This window comes from Duganella levis, assembly GCF_009857605.1.
Taxonomy (GTDB): domain Bacteria; phylum Pseudomonadota; class Gammaproteobacteria; order Burkholderiales; family Burkholderiaceae_D; genus Rugamonas; species Rugamonas levis.
Genome location: NZ_WWCT01000005.1, coordinates 66,372 through 82,433, shown reverse-complemented (window position 1 = coordinate 82,433; position 16,062 = coordinate 66,372). Strand labels below are relative to the sequence as shown.

Annotated in this window: 12 protein-coding genes; 10 read left to right on the top strand and 2 right to left on the bottom strand. The window is 63.5% G+C overall.

The window, feature by feature from the left end; genetic code table 11:
• The first annotated feature begins 6 nt into the window (after positions 1-6).
• The 8 genes from nirB to GTP69_RS08405 are packed head-to-tail and all read left to right on the top strand — an operon-like array spanning position 7 to position 11,181.
• Positions 7-2,532, top strand: a complete 2,526-nt coding sequence (gene nirB / locus GTP69_RS08440; protein WP_161054461.1) for a nitrite reductase large subunit NirB — start codon at positions 7-9, stop codon at positions 2,530-2,532.
• A 10-nt stretch (positions 2,533-2,542) separates the two neighbouring features.
• Positions 2,543-2,890, top strand: a complete 348-nt coding sequence (gene nirD / locus GTP69_RS08435) for a nitrite reductase small subunit NirD (protein ID WP_110845394.1) — start codon at positions 2,543-2,545, stop codon at positions 2,888-2,890.
• On the top strand, positions 2,887-4,101 hold the full coding sequence (locus tag GTP69_RS08430; RefSeq protein WP_161054460.1) for an NAD(P)/FAD-dependent oxidoreductase: 1,215 nt from the start codon (positions 2,887-2,889) through the stop codon (positions 4,099-4,101). The genes nirD and GTP69_RS08430 overlap by 4 nt, the downstream gene beginning before the upstream one ends.
• A gap of 10 nt (positions 4,102-4,111) precedes the next feature.
• Positions 4,112-6,835 carry a nitrate reductase gene (locus tag GTP69_RS08425; RefSeq protein WP_161054459.1) on the top strand — a complete coding sequence of 908 codons (2,724 nt, stop codon included), beginning with the start codon at positions 4,112-4,114 and terminating at the stop codon, positions 6,833-6,835.
• Positions 6,836-6,878: 43 nt separating this feature from the next.
• Positions 6,879-8,249: a glutamine synthetase family protein gene (locus GTP69_RS08420; protein WP_161054458.1), complete on the top strand. Its 1,371-nt coding sequence runs from the start codon at positions 6,879-6,881 to the stop codon at positions 8,247-8,249.
• Positions 8,250-8,303: 54 nt separating this feature from the next.
• Positions 8,304-9,431, top strand: coding sequence for an ABC transporter ATP-binding protein (locus tag GTP69_RS08415; RefSeq protein ID WP_161054457.1), 1,128 nt, complete (start codon positions 8,304-8,306; stop codon positions 9,429-9,431).
• Positions 9,432-9,442: 11 nt separating this feature from the next.
• Positions 9,443-10,348 carry an ABC transporter permease subunit gene (locus GTP69_RS08410; protein WP_161054456.1) on the top strand — a complete coding sequence of 302 codons (906 nt, stop codon included), beginning with the start codon at positions 9,443-9,445 and terminating at the stop codon, positions 10,346-10,348.
• Positions 10,345-11,181 (top strand): ABC transporter permease, encoded by an 837-nt coding sequence (locus tag GTP69_RS08405; RefSeq protein WP_161054455.1) that lies wholly within the window; start codon positions 10,345-10,347, stop codon positions 11,179-11,181. Before GTP69_RS08410 ends, GTP69_RS08405 begins: the two co-directional genes overlap by 4 nt.
• On the opposite strand, the gene GTP69_RS08400 is transcribed toward GTP69_RS08405, so the two are convergent.
• Together GTP69_RS08400 and pdxR are read right to left on the bottom strand one after the other, a co-directional pair.
• Entirely contained in the window at positions 11,178-12,320 is a 1,143-nt protein-coding gene (locus GTP69_RS08400) for an MFS transporter (RefSeq protein ID WP_161054454.1), read from the bottom strand. The genes GTP69_RS08405 and GTP69_RS08400 overlap by 4 nt on opposite strands.
• Positions 12,317-13,816: a MocR-like pyridoxine biosynthesis transcription factor PdxR gene (gene pdxR, locus GTP69_RS08395; RefSeq protein WP_161054453.1), complete on the bottom strand. Its 1,500-nt coding sequence runs from the start codon at positions 13,814-13,816 to the stop codon at positions 12,317-12,319. The genes GTP69_RS08400 and pdxR overlap by 4 nt, the downstream gene beginning before the upstream one ends.
• A gap of 94 nt (positions 13,817-13,910) precedes the next feature.
• Between pdxR and GTP69_RS08390 the strand changes: the two genes are divergently transcribed.
• Together GTP69_RS08390 and GTP69_RS08385 are read left to right on the top strand one after the other, a co-directional pair.
• Complete coding sequence (locus GTP69_RS08390; RefSeq protein ID WP_161054452.1) at positions 13,911-14,663, top strand: gamma-glutamyl-gamma-aminobutyrate hydrolase family protein; 753 nt, start codon at positions 13,911-13,913, stop codon at positions 14,661-14,663.
• A gap of 18 nt (positions 14,664-14,681) precedes the next feature.
• Positions 14,682-16,052 carry a glutamine synthetase family protein gene (locus GTP69_RS08385; protein ID WP_161054451.1) on the top strand — a complete coding sequence of 457 codons (1,371 nt, stop codon included), beginning with the start codon at positions 14,682-14,684 and terminating at the stop codon, positions 16,050-16,052.
• The last annotated feature ends 10 nt before the right edge of the window (positions 16,053-16,062 follow it).

Sequence of the window (16,062 nt, the reverse complement as noted above, 5' to 3'; positions counted from 1 at the left end):
CGCATCATGAAAATTATCGTTATCGGCCATGGCATGGTTGGCCACAAATTCCTGGAAAGCCTGGCCACCAGTGGCGCCGCCAACTTGCAGGTGACGGTGTTGTGCGAAGAGCCGCGCGCCGCCTACGACCGTGTGCACCTTTCCGAATTTTTCTCCGGTAAATCGGCGGATGACCTGTCGCTGGTGAAGCCCGGCTTCTTTGAACGCGACGACATGGTGCTGCGACTGAACACCCGCGCCACCGCCATCGACACCGAAGGCAAAACCGTCACCACCGCCCAGGGCGAGGTTCTAGCCTACGACAAACTGGTGATCGCCACCGGCTCATTCCCGTTCGTACCGCCGCTGCCGGGCAAGGAGCGCAAGGACTGCTTCGTCTACCGCACCATCGAAGACCTGGAAGCGATGCTGGAATGCGGCCAGCGCGCCAGGACCGGCGTGGTGATCGGCGGCGGCCTGCTGGGCCTCGAATGCGCGAAAGCCTTGCGCGATATGAAGCTTGAAACGCACGTCGTGGAATTCTCGCCGCGCCTGATGGCGGTGCAGGTGGACGATCACGGCGGCCGTGTGCTGCGCCGTAAAATCGAAGAGCTGGGCGTGACTGTCCACACGGGCAAGAACACCACCGCCATTGTCGATGGCGTCGACGGCACGCACCGCATGGAGTTCGCCGATGGCGGCCATCTGGACGTGGACATGATCGTGTTCTCGGCCGGTATCCGTCCACGCGATATGCTGGCCAAGGAAGCCGGCCTGGCAATCGGTCCGCGCGGCGGCATCGAGATCAATAACAACTGCGTCACTTCCGATCCTGACGTCTACGCGATTGGCGAATGCGCGCTGTGGGGCGGCTTGATCTTCGGCCTGGTGGCGCCGGGCTACGAGATGGCGCGCGTCGCTGCCAAGCATATGCTGGGCGAAGCGGCGGAATTCGCCGGAGCCGACATGAGCACCAAGTTGAAGCTGATGGGCGTGGACGTGGCCTCGATCGGCGACCCGCACGGCAAGGAAGAGGGCAGCCACTCGTATCAGTTCATCGATGAGCGCAAGCAGATCTACAAGAAGATCGTGGTGTCCAGCTGCGGCAAGTACCTGCTGGGCGGCGTGATGGTGGGCGACGCCGCCGAATACGGCACGCTGCTGCAAATGATGTTGAACAAGATCGAGCTGCCGGAGTCGCCGGAGTTCCTGATCCTGCCGCAGTCGGACGGCGCGGCCAGGCCGGCGCTGGGCGTGGACGCGCTGCCGGACAGCGCGCAGATCTGCTCCTGCAATAACATCTCCAAGGGCCAGCTGTGCGCTGCCGTGGCCGACGGCGCCACCACCATCGGCGCGCTGAAATCCTGCACCACCGCCGGCACCGCGTGCGGCGGCTGCGTGCCGCTGGTGACGCAGGTGATGAAGGCCGAGATGAAGAAGCAGGGCATGGAAGTGAACAACCATGTGTGCGAACACTTTGCCTACTCGCGCCAGGAGCTGTTCCACCTGATTAAAGTCGGCCAGGTCAAGACCTTCAACGACCTGCTGCACAAGCATGGCAAAGGCCTGGGTTGCGACGTTTGCAAACCGCTGGCGGCCAGCATCCTGGCCACGGTGTACAACGACTTCGTGCTGAAGAAGGAACACGCCAGCTTGCAGGACACCAACGACTACTTCCTCGGCAATATCCAGAAGGACGGCACCTACTCGGTGGTGCCGCGCATGCCGGCCGGTGAAGTGACCGCCGATGGCCTGATCGCAGTCGGCATGGTGGCCAAGAAGTATGGCCTGTACACCAAGATCACCGGCGGTGCACGGGTCGACCTGTTTGGCGCACGCGTCGAGCAGCTGCCGCTGATCTGGGAAGAACTGATCGCTGCCGGCTTCGAGTCCGGCCACGCCTACGGCAAGTCGCTGCGCACGGTGAAGTCCTGCGTCGGTTCGACCTGGTGCCGTTACGGCGTCGATGATTCCATCGGCCTGGCGATTGAACTGGAAAACCGCTACAAGGGTTTGCGCACGCCGCACAAGATCAAGTTCGGCGTGTCCGGCTGCACCCGCGAATGCGCGGAAGCGCAGGGCAAGGACGTCGGCATCATCGCCACCGAAAAAGGCTGGAACCTTTACGTGGCCGGCAACGGCGGCATGAAGCCGCGCCACGCCGAGCTACTGGCGACGGAACTGGACAAGGAAACGCTGATCAAATACATCGACCGCTTCCTGATGTTCTACAGCCGCACCGGCGACCGCCTGCAACGCACCAGCACCTGGCGCGAGAATCTGGAGGGCGGCCTGGATTACCTGAAGCAGGTGGTGGTGCAGGACAAGCTGGGCATCGGCGCCGAACTGGAAGCCGACATGCAGCACGTAGTCAATACCTACGCGTGCGAGTGGAAAGAGGCCGTGGAAAATCCTGAGACCCGCAAACGCTTCCGCCACTTCGTCAACAGCGACAAGGGCGACGAGAACGTGTTGTTCATGCAGGAGCGCGGCCAGATTCGTCCGGCCACCGTGGAAGAGCGCAAGCGCGTGATCCCTATCGCAGTCGTTTGAGGAGAAGATAATGCATCGTGATATTCAAACCGATAACTGGATCGCCGTCTGCAACCTGGACGACATCGTCCCCAACACCGGCGTGTGCGCGTTGCTGAACGACGCGCAGGTCGCCGTGTTCCACGTCGACGATGGCGGCCCGCGCGTGTTCGCCATCGATAACTATGATCCGAATTCGGAAGCGTCGGTGCTGTCGCGTGGCCTGGTCGGTTCGCTGGGCGAGCGTATCGTGGTCGCCTCGCCGATCTACAAGCAGCACTTCGACCTGCAAACCGGCGAGTGCGTGGAAGCGCCGGAGCATTCGGTGGGCACCTATCCTGCCCGTATCGCCGACGGCAAAGTCTGGGTCGGCCTGTGAAACCCGCACTGGTCGTCATCGGCAACGGCATGGCCGGCATGCGCACGGTCGAGGAGCTGTACAAGTTGGCGCCGGATATGTACGACATCACCGTGTTCGGCGCCGAGCCGCATGGTAACTACAACCGCATCCTGCTGTCGCCGGTGCTGGCGGGCGAGAAGAGCATGGAAGACATCATGCTCAACACCCGCGAGTGGTATGTGCAGCATGGGATTACGCTGCATGCCGGCGATCCGGTCGAGCATATCGACCGCCGCCAGCGCATCGTGCGCGCCAAGTCCGGGCTGGAAGTGCGCTACGACCGCCTGCTGATCGCCACCGGCTCCAAGCCCTTCATCATTCCGGTGCCGGGCCACCAGCTGAACGGTGTGCTGGCCTTCCGCGATATCCAGGACGTGGAGAACATGCTGGCCATGGCGCGCAATCATCGCAACGCGGTGGTGATCGGCGGCGGCCTGCTTGGGCTGGAAGCGGCCAACGGCCTGCAACGCCAGGGCATGAACGTGACCGTGGTCCACGTGACCGACGCGCTGATGAACCAGCAGCTCGACAAACCCGCTGCCTCGCTGTTGCAAAAAGCGCTGGAAGCGAAGGGCCTGAAATTCATGATGGGTGCGCAGACCGACTCGATTCTCGGCCCGGACCGCGTGACCGGTGTACGCTTCAAGGACGGCTCCGAGATCCCGGCGGACCTGGTGGTGATGACCGCCGGCGTGCGTCCGAATATCGAACTGGCCAAGGCGGCGGGCCTGCACTGCGAACGCGCCATCGTGGTGGACGATACGCTGCAAACCTACGACCCGCGCGTCTATGCCGTTGGCGAATGCGTGCAGCACCGCAGCGCCACCTTCGGCCTGGTGGCGCCGATCTGGGACCAGGCCCGCGTCTGTGGCGCGCATCTGGCCGGCGCCGGCGTGCGCCGCTATGTGCAGAAAACCTCGCCGACGCGCCTGAAGGTGACTGGCGTCGATCTGTATTCGGTGGGTGATTTTATCGGCGGCGAAGGCAGCGAAGACCTGGTACTGCGCGATGCGCGCCGCGGCGTTTACAAGCGGCTTGTGATCAAGGACGGCCGCGTCACCGGCGCCGTGCTGTATGGCGACGTCAAGGACGGTCCGTGGTATTTCAACCTGATCCAGAACCGCAGCGATATCACGCCTATCCGTCAAACCCTGTTATTTGGCGAAGCCTTGTCCAGCCGGGCCGCCTGAAGGAATCGCTTTGAACCTGTCCACCGACCATTTGGCCATCCGTACTACTTGCGCATACTGCGGCGTGGGCTGCGGCGTGCAGGCCACACCCCGGGACGATGGCACGTTCGCTATCGCCGGCGACAAGCTGCACCCGGCGAACAAGGGGCGCCTGTGCGTGAAAGGTTCCACGCTGGGCGAGACTGTCGGGCTGGAAGGCCGTCTGCTGTACCCACAGGTGCGCGAGGCCGATGGCCTGCGGCGCGTGTCGTGGGACGACGCACTGGGCAAAGTCGCCGATGCGTGGAAGGACATCATCGCCGAGCATGGGCCGGATGCGGTGGCGCTGTACGTCTCCGGCCAACTGCTGACGGAAGACTACTACGTCGCCAATAAGCTGATGAAGGGTTACGTCGGCAGCGCCAACATCGACACCAACTCGCGCCTGTGCATGTCGTCCGCCGTGGCGGGCTATAAGCGCGCGTTCGGCGAAGACCTGGTACCGGTCTGCTACGACGACCTGGAACTGGCCGACATGGTGGTGCTGGTGGGGTCCAACACCGCGTGGTGCCATCCGATCCTGTTCCAGCGCATCCTGAAGGCCAAGGAAGCGCGGCCCGAGATGAAGCTGGTGGTGATCGATCCGCGCCGCACTGCCACCTGCGAGCTGGCCGACCTGCACCTGCCGGTCAAGGCGGGCACCGATGTGTGGCTGTTCAATGGCTTGCTGAGTTATCTGTCGCGCATCGGCGCGGTCGATCCGCGCTTCATCGGCGAGCATACCAACGGCTTCGACGCCGCGCTGGACGTGGCCAACGCCGATTGCGCCGATCCCGCCGTGGTGGCGAAAATCTGCCGCATCGAACTGCCGCTGCTGCTGGAGTTCTACGAACTGTTTGCCGCCACCGCCAAGACCATCACCGCTTACTCGATGGGCGTCAATCAGTCGTCGGCCGGCACCGACAAGGCCAACGCCATCATCAACTGCCACCTGATCGGCGGCCGTATCGGCAAGCCGGGCATGGGACCGTTCTCGATCACCGGCCAGCCCAACGCCATGGGTGGCCGCGAAGTGGGCGGCCTGGCCAATATGCTGGCCGCGCACATGGACCTGGAACGCGCCGAGCACCGCGACGTGGTGCAGACCTTCTGGGAATCGCCGGCCATCGCCGACAAGGGCGGCTTGAAAGCGGTGGACCTGTTCAAGGCGATTGAAGAGGGCAAGGTCAAGTCGGTGTGGGTGATCGCCACCAATCCCGTGGTCAGCATGCCGGATGCCGACCAGGTGCGCCGCGCGCTGGATAAGTGCGAACTGGTGATCTCGTCCGACATCATGCAGGACACCGACACCACCGCCTACGCCGACGTGCTGCTGCCGGCACTGGGCTGGGGCGAGAAGGACGGCACCGTCACCAACTCCGAGCGCCGCATTTCGCGCCAGCGCGCCTTTCTGCAAGCGCCGGGCGAGGCGCTGCCGGACTGGCAGATCCTGTCGCTGTTCGCGCAGCGCATGGGCTACACCGGTTTCGATTTCTGCGGCCAGCACGGCGTGTTCGATGAACATGCGCGCCTGAGCGGCTTCCGCAACGCCATCGGCGACGTGCCGCGCGCGTTCGATATGTCCGGCCTGGCCGGCCTCAATCAGCGCGAGTACGATGACCTGGAACCGGTGCAGTGGCCGGTTCGCCGCAACGCCGCCGGTGAGTTGCAGACGGAAGTCCGCCTGTTCAAGGATGGCGTGTTCGCCCATGCCGACGGCAAGGCGCGCTTCATCGCCACTGCGCCGCGCCTGCCGCGCCACGCCGTCAGCGAAGACTATCCGCTGTCGCTTAACACCGGCCGCGTGCGCGACCAGTGGCATACCATGACCCGCACCGGCAAATCCGCCACGCTGGCCGATCACATTGCCGAATCTTTCGTCGACATGCATCCGCAAGATGCGCTGCTCAGCGGCGTGAAAGAGGGCGAACTGGCGCGCGTGACGTCCGAATGGGGCGCGATGGTGGCGCGGGTGCAGCATGGTGGCGGCATCCCGCGCGGCAGCGTGTTCATTCCGATCCACTGGAGCGGCCAGACCGCATCCGATGCGCGCGTGGGTGCTGTAGTCAATCCGGTGGTCGATCCGGTGTCCGGCGAGCCTGAATTCAAGCACACGCCGGTGCGCGTCGAGCAGTTCCGCGTCAACTGGCATGGCTTCATCCTGAGCCGCGATGAGGTGAACCTCGACAGCATCGCCCACTGGACCCGCATCCAGGGCCGCGAGTTTGCGCGCTACGAGCTGGCCGGCCGCAACACCATCAAGGACCATGCCGCATGGGCGCGCGCGCTGCTGGGCGTGGAGGATCTGGATGCCGACTGGCTGGAATACGAAGACAAGACCGCCGGCGTGTACCGCGCAGTGCACGTGGTGGACGACCGCATCGCGCAGTGTATCTTCCTGTCGCCGCGCCAGGACATGCCGTCGCGCGCGTGGCTGGCCAGCCTGTTCGCCAAGGAGCAGCTCAGCGAGATCGATCGTGTCGGCCTGCTGGTCGGCATGCCGGTGGAGAAGGGGGCGGATACCGGGCCCACCGTGTGCTCATGCTTCGGCGTCGGCCGCAACACCATCTGCAATGCCATCATCGAGAAAGACCTGAAGACCGTGCCGGAAGTGACGGCTTGCCTGAAAGCCGGCGGCAATTGCGGTTCCTGCGTCCCGGAGATCAAGAAGATCCTGGTGCAGACACGCGTGGAGGCAGAAGAAATAAGGTTGTGATTATGGTAAGCTAGACCTGTCGACAGCAAAATGGAGTGCGCGCATGTCTATCCGTGAAAACTTCTCCGATGCTGATATGGACCAGTGGCTCAACGATAACCGGGTCACCGAAATTGAATGCCTGGTGCCCGACTTGACGGGTGTAGCGCGCGGGAAGATCCTGCCGCGCGCCAAATTCACGCAGGACCGCGGCATGCGGATTCCCGAGGCGGTGCTGGGCATGACCGTCACCGGCAACTACCCGACCGAGAACGCGGCCTATGACCGCGCCATCTCCAACACCGACCGCGACATGATCCTGCGCGCGGACCCCGGCAGCATCACCACCGTCCCCTGGGCCATCGACCCTACCGCGCAGGTGATCCACGATTGCTACTTCGCCGACGGCACGCTGGTGGATTTCGCGCCGCGCTCCGTGCTGCGCCGCGTGCTTAAACTGTATGCGGACAAGGGCTGGAAGCCGGTGGTGGGGCCGGAGCTGGAGTTCTACCTCACCGAGAAGAACATCGATCCCGACCTGCCGTTGCGCGCGCCGGTGGGCCGAAGCGGCCGCGCCGAAACCACGCGCCAGGTCTACAGCATTGACGCCGTCAACGAATTCGATCCGCTGTTCGAGGATATCTACGACTACTGCGCGCTGATGAATCTCGACGTCGATACGCTGATCCACGAAACCGGCGCCGGCCAGATGGGTCTCAACTTCCAGCACGGCGACGCCATGGCGCTGGCCGACAACGTGTTCTACTTCAAGCGCACCTTGCGCGAAGCGGCGCTGAAGCACCATATGTACGCCACCTTCATGGCCAAGCCGATGGCTGGCGAACCCGGATCGGCGATGCATGTGCACCAGAGCGTGAGTGACGCCGCCACCGGCCGCAATATCTTCAGTCTCGCGGATGGCTCGCCGTCGCCGCAGTTCCGCCACTACATCGGCGGCTTGCAGCGCTATACGCCGTCGGCGATGGCGATCCTGGCACCGTATGTCAATTCGTACCGGCGCATCGTGCGCCACACGGCGGCGCCGATCAACGTCCAGTGGGGCATGGACAACCGCACCGTGGGTTTCCGCATTCCGATTTCTGGCGTCGAGCAGCGGCGGGTCGAGAACCGCATCATCGGCGCCGATGCTAATCCTTATCTGGCCATGGCCGTGACGCTGGCCTGCGGCTATCTTGGCCTGGTCGACCAGCTGGAGCCGACGCCGATGTACACCGGCAGCGCCTACGACCACTTCTACGAACTGCCGCAAGGCCTGCCGGAGGCGCTGCAGCTGTTGCACCGGGAAGACCGGCTGCGCGAAGTACTGGGCGAGCGCTTCATCGATGTCTACGCGGCCATCAAGGAGCTGGAACATCAGGAATTCATGACGGTGATCTCGCCGTGGGAGCGGGAACACTTGTTGCTCCACGTTTGATCACTACCTTTATAATCACCGGTTTGGCAAATATTATTTTACCCTTTTAATAACATGACCATAGAGCGAGCTGCTGAACCTTTCCTCCTGATCCGCAACCTGGTTAAGGAATTCGATGGCGTCCGTGCCGTCAATGACGTATCGGTGGCGATCAACAAGGGCGAAATCTTCGCACTGCTGGGCAGCTCGGGCTGCGGCAAGTCCACCCTGTTGCGCATGCTGGCCGGCTTTGAAACGCCGACCACCGGCAGCATCACGCTGGCGGGCCAGGACATCGTCAGCGTGCCGCCGTACCAGCGCCCGATCAATATGATGTTCCAGTCGTACGCGCTGTTCCCGCACCTGTCGGTATGGGACAACATCGCCTTCGGCCTGCGCCGCGACGGCCTGCCGAAGGACGAAATCGCCGCGCGCGTCGAGAAGATGCTGGCGCTGGTCCAATTGACTGATTACGCCAAACGCAAGCCGCACCAGCTGTCCGGCGGACAGCAGCAGCGCGTGGCGCTGGCGCGGTCGCTGGCCAAGCGTCCGCAGTTGCTGCTGCTGGACGAGCCGCTTGGCGCGCTGGATAAGAAGCTGCGCGAACGCACGCAGATGGAACTGGTCAGCATCATCGAGGAAGTGGGCGTGACCTGCGTGATGGTCACCCACGACCAGGACGAAGCCATGAGCATGGCCACCCGCATCGCCGTCATGAGCGCGGGCCGCATCCTGCAGGTCGGCGCGCCGGCCGATATTTACGAAACGCCGAACTGCCGCTTCGTCGCCGACTTTATCGGCAGCGTCAATCTGTTCAACGGCAGCGTGACGGAAGATGAGCCGGACCACGTGATTATCGATACGCCGGAGGGCAAGCATTACATCACCCACGGCATTACCGGCACCATGGGAATGCCGGTCTCGGTCGCCGTGCGGCCGGAAAAGATCGCCGTGCAGGCCGAGGCGCCGACGCTGGAGCAGCGTGCCACGGCGGCCGAACATGGCTACAACTGCGTGCAGGGCGTGATCACCGGCGTTTCCTACTTCGGTAACGAAACCAGCTACCACATCACGCTGGACGGCGGCATGGTGGTGAAGGTCTCGCGCACCAACGCGGCGCGCCATGACGATGCGGCGCTCAAGCGCGACCAGCGCGTCTACGCATGGTGGGACGGCGCCGACGTCGTCGTGCTGACCAGCTAAGGCAGATGGGCATGAACTACCTCAAGAACCTGTTCAAGAATCCGGGACGCGCGACGGTGATCGCCGTGCCGTTCCTGTACCTGACCTTTGCTTTCCTGATTCCGTTCCTGATCGTGCTGCGCATCAGCTTCGCGGATCTGGACAGCGGCGACGGCAGCCCGTTCGGCACCCTGATGACAATGGCTGACGGCGTGCTGACGCTGAAGATCAAGATCGCCAACTACCTGTTCATCGCGCAGGACGAGCTGTATGCGCTGACGTATCTGAACTCGCTCAAGTTCGCCGCGATCACGGCGGCGCTGTGCCTCTTCATCGGCTATCCGTTCGCCTACTTCATGGCGCGCGCCAAGCCGGCCGCGCGTCCGGTGCTGCTGATGCTGGTGATGATGCCGTTCTGGACCTCCTTCCTGCTGCGCATCTACGCGTGGAAGGGCATCCTGGCCAACAACGGGATACTCAACAGCTTCCTGCTGAATCTCGGCGTCATCTCGGAGCCGCTGCACCTGATGAACACCCAGTTCTCGCTGATCATCGGCATGGTGTACGCGTATCTGCCATTCATGATCCTGCCGCTGTACGCCAACCTGGTGAAGATGGACGTGCGCTTCCTGGAAGCGGCGGCCGACCTGGGCGCGACGCCATGGCAGACCTTCTGGCGCATCACCGTGCCGCTGTCGAAGTCCGGCATCATTGCCGGCACCATGCTGGTGTTCATCCCAGCGGTGGGCGAGTACGTGATTCCCGAGCTGCTGGGCGGCCCGGAGACGCTGATGATTGGCCGCCAGCTGTGGGACGAATTCTTTACCAATAACGATTGGCCGCTGGCGTCCGCCGTGACGGTGGTGGTGATCCTGTTCATTCTGGTGCCGATGGCGATCTTCAATAAATACAAGGCAGACCAGGAGGCGCGCAAATGACCCAGTTCCTGCATCGTTGGTTCGGGCGTGGCTGGCTGTCGATGGGCTACCTGTTCCTGTATATCCCCATCGTGGTGCTGGTGGTGTTTTCGTTTAACAGCTCGCGCCAGGATATGGTGTGGAGCGGCTTCTCGCTGCAATGGTATGCGGCGCTCGCCAGCGACACGGAGATCATCAGCGGCTTCGGGCTGTCGCTGCGCATTGCGCTGCTTACGGCCTGCGGCTCGGTCATCCTTGGCACCTTTGCTGCGTTTGTGCTGGACCGCTACCAGCGCTTCAAGGGCCGCACGCTATTCACCGGCATGGTGAGCGCGCCGCTGGTGATGCCGGAGGTGATCATCGGCCTGTCGCTGCTGCTGATGCTGGTGTCGGTGCAGAAGATGTTCGGCTTCCCGGAGCGCGGACTGGTGACGATCTGGCTGGGCCACACCTTGCTGGGCATGGCCTATGCGACGGTGGTGGTGCAATCGCGTTTGCAGGAGATGAACAAGTCGCTGGAAGAAGCGGCGATGGATCTGGGCTGCCGCCCGTTCCAGGTGTTCTTCCTGGTGACGCTGCCGAACATCAAGCAGGCCCTGGGTTCCGCGTGGCTGCTGACGTTTACGCTGTCGCTGGATGACGTGGTGCTGTCGGCTTTCCTGTCCGGCCCTGGCTCATCGACCATGCCGATCGTGATCTTCTCGCGCGCGCGCCTTGGCCTCGATCCGCGCGTGAATGCGGTGGCGGCGCTGACTATTCTGGTGGTATCGATCGGCGTCATTGCCTCCAGCCTGTACATCGCCCGCGCCGAACGCCTGCGTTCGAAGCAGCTGGCGGCAGCGGCCAAAGGTTAATTCCTGTCCCCGGTCCTGTCCAAAAATGCGCTGGCGATGAAGATCGCGGCGCCTACCCATAGAACGGCCGGCAGTGCATTCACGCCGGCCGTTTGCATTAAGACTCCCGTCACCAAAGGTCCACCGGCGCTGGTGATGCCCCAGCTGGCGTTGACCACCGCGCTGGCCGCGACCAGCGACTGGCCTTCAAACCGTTCACCACACGCCACCAGCGACAGCATGTAGATCGCGCCAGCCACCGCGCCCAGCACCAGCAGCACCGTCCACCACAGCCATGACGTGCCCGCCGCAAACGGCAGTATCGGCAGCAGCACGCACACCGCCACGCCACAGCCCACGTGCACCTTGCGCCGTCCCACATGGTCGGCCAGCCAGCCGAAGGCGAATTGCAGCGCGGTGTCGCCCACCAGCACCACCGTTGCCGACAGCACCGCCAGTTCGGTCGCTATGCCGTGGCGCATGGCGTACACCGGCAGCAGGCTAAGTGCCACCGTGTCGAACATGGCGAAGAAGGCTGCGCCGATGGCGATCATCCACATGCGCGGCAGGATGCGCTGCCAGGCCACCGGCGCTTCATCCTCGTGGCCGTGCGCGCCGCCATCGATCAGCAGCATGCCGGGCAGCGCAAGCAGGAACAGCGCGCCGCAGGACGCAAACGGCAGTGCGACCTTGCCCGCCAGTGCCGCCACCAGCGCAGGGCCGATCAGCTGGAACAGCGTGAAGGCGGTGGTGTAGATCGCCACCACCTTGCCGCGTGAATTCGAAGGCGCCAGGTTGTTCACCCACGCTTCGCCGATGGTGAACAGCACGCCCATGCAAGCGCCGAACACAAAGCGCAGCAAGCCCCAGGCCAGCAGGTTGTCGGTGGTTTCCATTAATGCGGTAGATAGAGCCGCCAGCAGGATCGCGACTATCATGCAGCCGCGCGGGCCATGCCCGGCCACCCAGCGCGAGACAAACGGCGCCGCCGCCAGGATGCCGACCGCGCTGATGGCGGTGATGATGCCGATGACGTCCATGCCGGCGCCGCGCTGGTCCAGCGTCAGCGCGGTGAGCGGAATCGTCGCGCCCAGGCCAAGGCCGACCACGCCGATGCTGGCGACCAAGGCGATAAAATCGCGCCACGGCATATTCTTCATGCCGCCGCCTCCGCCGCGATGATGGTCCCAAGCAGGCGGCCGTAGTCGGTGATCTGCTCTGGCGTGCAGTAGGCGTAGCCGACCAGTAGGCCGCGCCGTATCGGCGGCTTGAGGTAATACGTCGATAGCGCCTTGACCGAAATGCCTTGCATCGCCGCCTGCTGCGCCAGCGCCATGTCGTCCACCTGGTCCGGCAGTTCGATCACCAGATGCAGGCCCGATTCCTCGCGCGAGATGGTGACGCTGCGCGGCAGCTTTTGCGCCAGCATGTGGCGCAGCAGTTCGCGCCGCGCGCCGTAAGTCTGGCGGATCTTGCGCACGTGGGCGGTGAAGTGGCCGAGCGTGATGAAGTCCGCCAGCGTGGCCTGCACCGTCAGTTGGCCGGGACGCTGCAAGTCGTACAGCGCGCTGCGGAAGGCCGGGATCAGCGCCGGCGGCACCACCAGGTAGCCGACCTTGATGCCGGGGTAGAGCACCTTGGAGAAGGTACCCATGTAAAGCACGCGGTCGTCGTGATCCAGGCCTTGCAGCGCGGCCAGCGGACGGCCGGTGTAGCGGAATTCGCTGTCGTAGTCATCCTCCAATATCCACGCGTCCTTGCGTACCGCGACATCCAATAGTTCGCGGCGACGGGCGAGACTCATCACCGCGCCGGTTGGGTATTGGTGCGATGGCGTGACGTAGATCAGGCGTGGCTTGGTGGCCAGGTCGGCGGCGGCGATGGCGATGCCGTCGCTATCGACGGTGATGGGCCGCAGCTTCAGTTCACGCGCCTGGAATACGCGGCGCGCGCCCCAGTAGCACGGGTCTTCAATCCAGGCGGTGTCGCCGACATCGGCCAGCAACTGGGCGCACAGGTCCAGCGATTGCTGCGTGCCGGCGGTGATCATCACCTGTTCCACTTCCACTTTGACGGAGCGCGATATGCGCAGGTATTCGGTGATGGCCTGGCGCAGCGGCAGGTGGCCGCCGGACTGGCCGTAGTCCAGCAGGTCGTTGCGCGCCTCGCGCCACACGCGGTTTTGTAGCCGCTGCCACAGCTTGAAGGGAAATGACGAGAAGTCAGGATCTCCCGGCGCAAACGGCTGGATCTCGAACTGCGGGCCGGCCGCGTAGCTGGTCAGTTCCTGCCCGCGCCGCGACAGGCGCGCGCTGGGCGTGGCCGCCGGCGCTGTTGAGCGGCCCTGTGGCGTCGCCCCAACACCACGCATCGACGCGCTATGCGCCTGCAAATCCGCCACATACGTGCCGCTGCCGCGCGAGCTGACCACATAGCCTTCCGCCGCCAGCTGCTCAAACGCGGCGATCACCGTATTGCGCGCCATGCCCAGATCCCGCGCCAGATCACGGCTGGACGGCAGTTTGCCGCCGGCGCCAAGGCGCTGCTGGTGGATCGCTGCCTTGGCGGCTTCGTACAACCTGCGCTGCTGAGGAAGACGGGGATGAAAGCCGGATTGCGCCAGTGCGGCGGCCAGCAGGTCGGAAGTTGGGGACATCAAAAAGTGGTTCTATCAAATATCAAAAAGTGGCGCTCACAATAATACCAAAATAGGCATATCATTTAATTAAATCAGATAGATGAAAGCTTCTATGCGTAGCCCTGTCGTTTTGGTTCCCGCGTGCGTCAACCGGATTGGCGCTCATGCTTATCACACCGCGCAGCTCAAGTACGTGGCCGCCGTGGCAGACGGTGCGCGCTGCACGCCGCTGATCGTGCCGGCGCTCGGCGCGGCCACCGACTTTGAAGCGTTGCTGGCGCTGGCCGACGGCGTAATGCTGACCGGCTCTCCCTCCAATATCGACGCCGCCCTGTATGGAGAAGCGGTGCTCGACCCATCGCTGCCGCTGGATGCAGCGCGCGACGCCACGACGCTGCCGCTGATACGCGCCGCCATCAAGCGCGGCATACCACTGCTGGCGATCTGCCGCGGCTTCCAGGAAGTGAACGTGGCCCTGGGCGGATCGCTGCATCAGGCGGTGCATGCGGTACCCGGCATGGCCGACCATCGCGAACGCAAGGACGATACGCTGGACCAGCAATACGCGCCGTCGCACCGCGTGCTGCTAGACCCCGGAGGACGCATGGCGCAGATCCTCAACGGCGCCAGCGAGATCATGGTCAATTCGCTGCACGGCCAGGGCATCAACCAATTGGCGTCTGGCCTGGCGGTGGAGGCGCATGCCGACGACGGCCTGGTGGAAGCGTATCGCGTAGCGGACGCCAAGGGATTTACGCTCGCGGTACAGTGGCATCCAGAGTGGCGCTTTTCCGATAATCCGGACTCCGTCAAATTATTCAGAGCCTTTGGCGACGCCTGCCGCGCCTACAAGGCCACCCGATAACTATAACGAGAGAAGCAAATGGCAATTCGCGAAAACTTTAGCTATACCGACATGGACCTGTGGCTCAACGAGAAGCGGGTCACAGAAATTGAATGCCTGGTGCCCGACCTGACCGGCGTGGCGCGTGGGAAGATTCTCCCGCGCGGAAAATTCACCCAGGAGCGCGGCATGCGCATTCCGGAAGCGGTGCTGGGCATGACCGTCACCGGCAATTATCCAACCGAAGACGCGGGCTACGACCGCGCCATCTCCAGCACCGACCGCGATATGGTCCTCAAGGCCGATCCGACCACCATCACCATGGTGCCGTGGGCTACCGATCCTACCGCGCAGGTGATCCATGACTGCTATTTCGCCGATGGCCGCCTGGTCGATTTCGCGCCGCGCTCCGTGCTGCGCCGCGTGCTCAAACTGTATGCGGACAAAGGCTGGAAGCCAGTGGTGGCGCCGGAACTGGAGTTCTACCTGACCGCCAAAAACAGCGATCCGGACCTGCCATTGAAGCCGCCAATCGGCCGCAGCGGCCGCGCCGAGACCAGCCGCCAGGTCTACAGCATCGACGCCGTCAACGAATTCGATCCGCTGTTTGAAGATATCTACGATTACTGCGATTTGATGGGCCTCGATGTGGACACGCTGATTCACGAAATCGGCGCCGGCCAGATGGAGATCAACTTCCTTCACGGCGAGCCGCTGGGTCTTGCGGACAAGGTATTCTTCTTCAAGCGCACCTTGCGCGAGGCGGCGCTCAAGCACGATATGTACGCCACCTTCATGGCCAAGCCGATGGCCGGCGAACCCGGATCGGCGATGCATGTGCACCAGAGCGTGGTGGATGCCAACACTGGCAAGAATATCTTCAGTGCGGAAGATGGCTCGGCCTCGCCGCTGTTCAAGCATTACATCGGCGGCCTGCAACGCTATATGCCGTCGGCGATGGCGATCGTGGCGCCGTATGTGAATTCCTACCGCCGCATCGTCCGCCACACGGCTGCACCGATCAATATCCAGTGGGGCATGGACAACCGCACCGTGGGCTTCCGCGTGCCGGAATCCGGTGTGCAGGATCGCCGCGTGGAGAACCGCATCATCGGCGCCGACGCCAATCCATACTTGGCGCTGGCGGTCACGCTGGCGTGCGGCTACCTCGGCATGGTCGACCAGCTGGACCCGACGCCGATGACCACCGACAGCGCCTACGACCTGAAAGTCGAGCTGCCGCAAGGCCTGCCGGAAGCGCTGCAACTGCTGCGTGGCGAAGACCGATTGCGCAGCGTGCTGGGTGAACGCTTCATCGATGTCTACGCCGCCATCAAGGATCTGGAACATCAGGAATTCATGACCGTCATCAGCCCGTGGGAGCGCGAGCACCTGCTGCTGCACGTTTAACCGGAGGCCA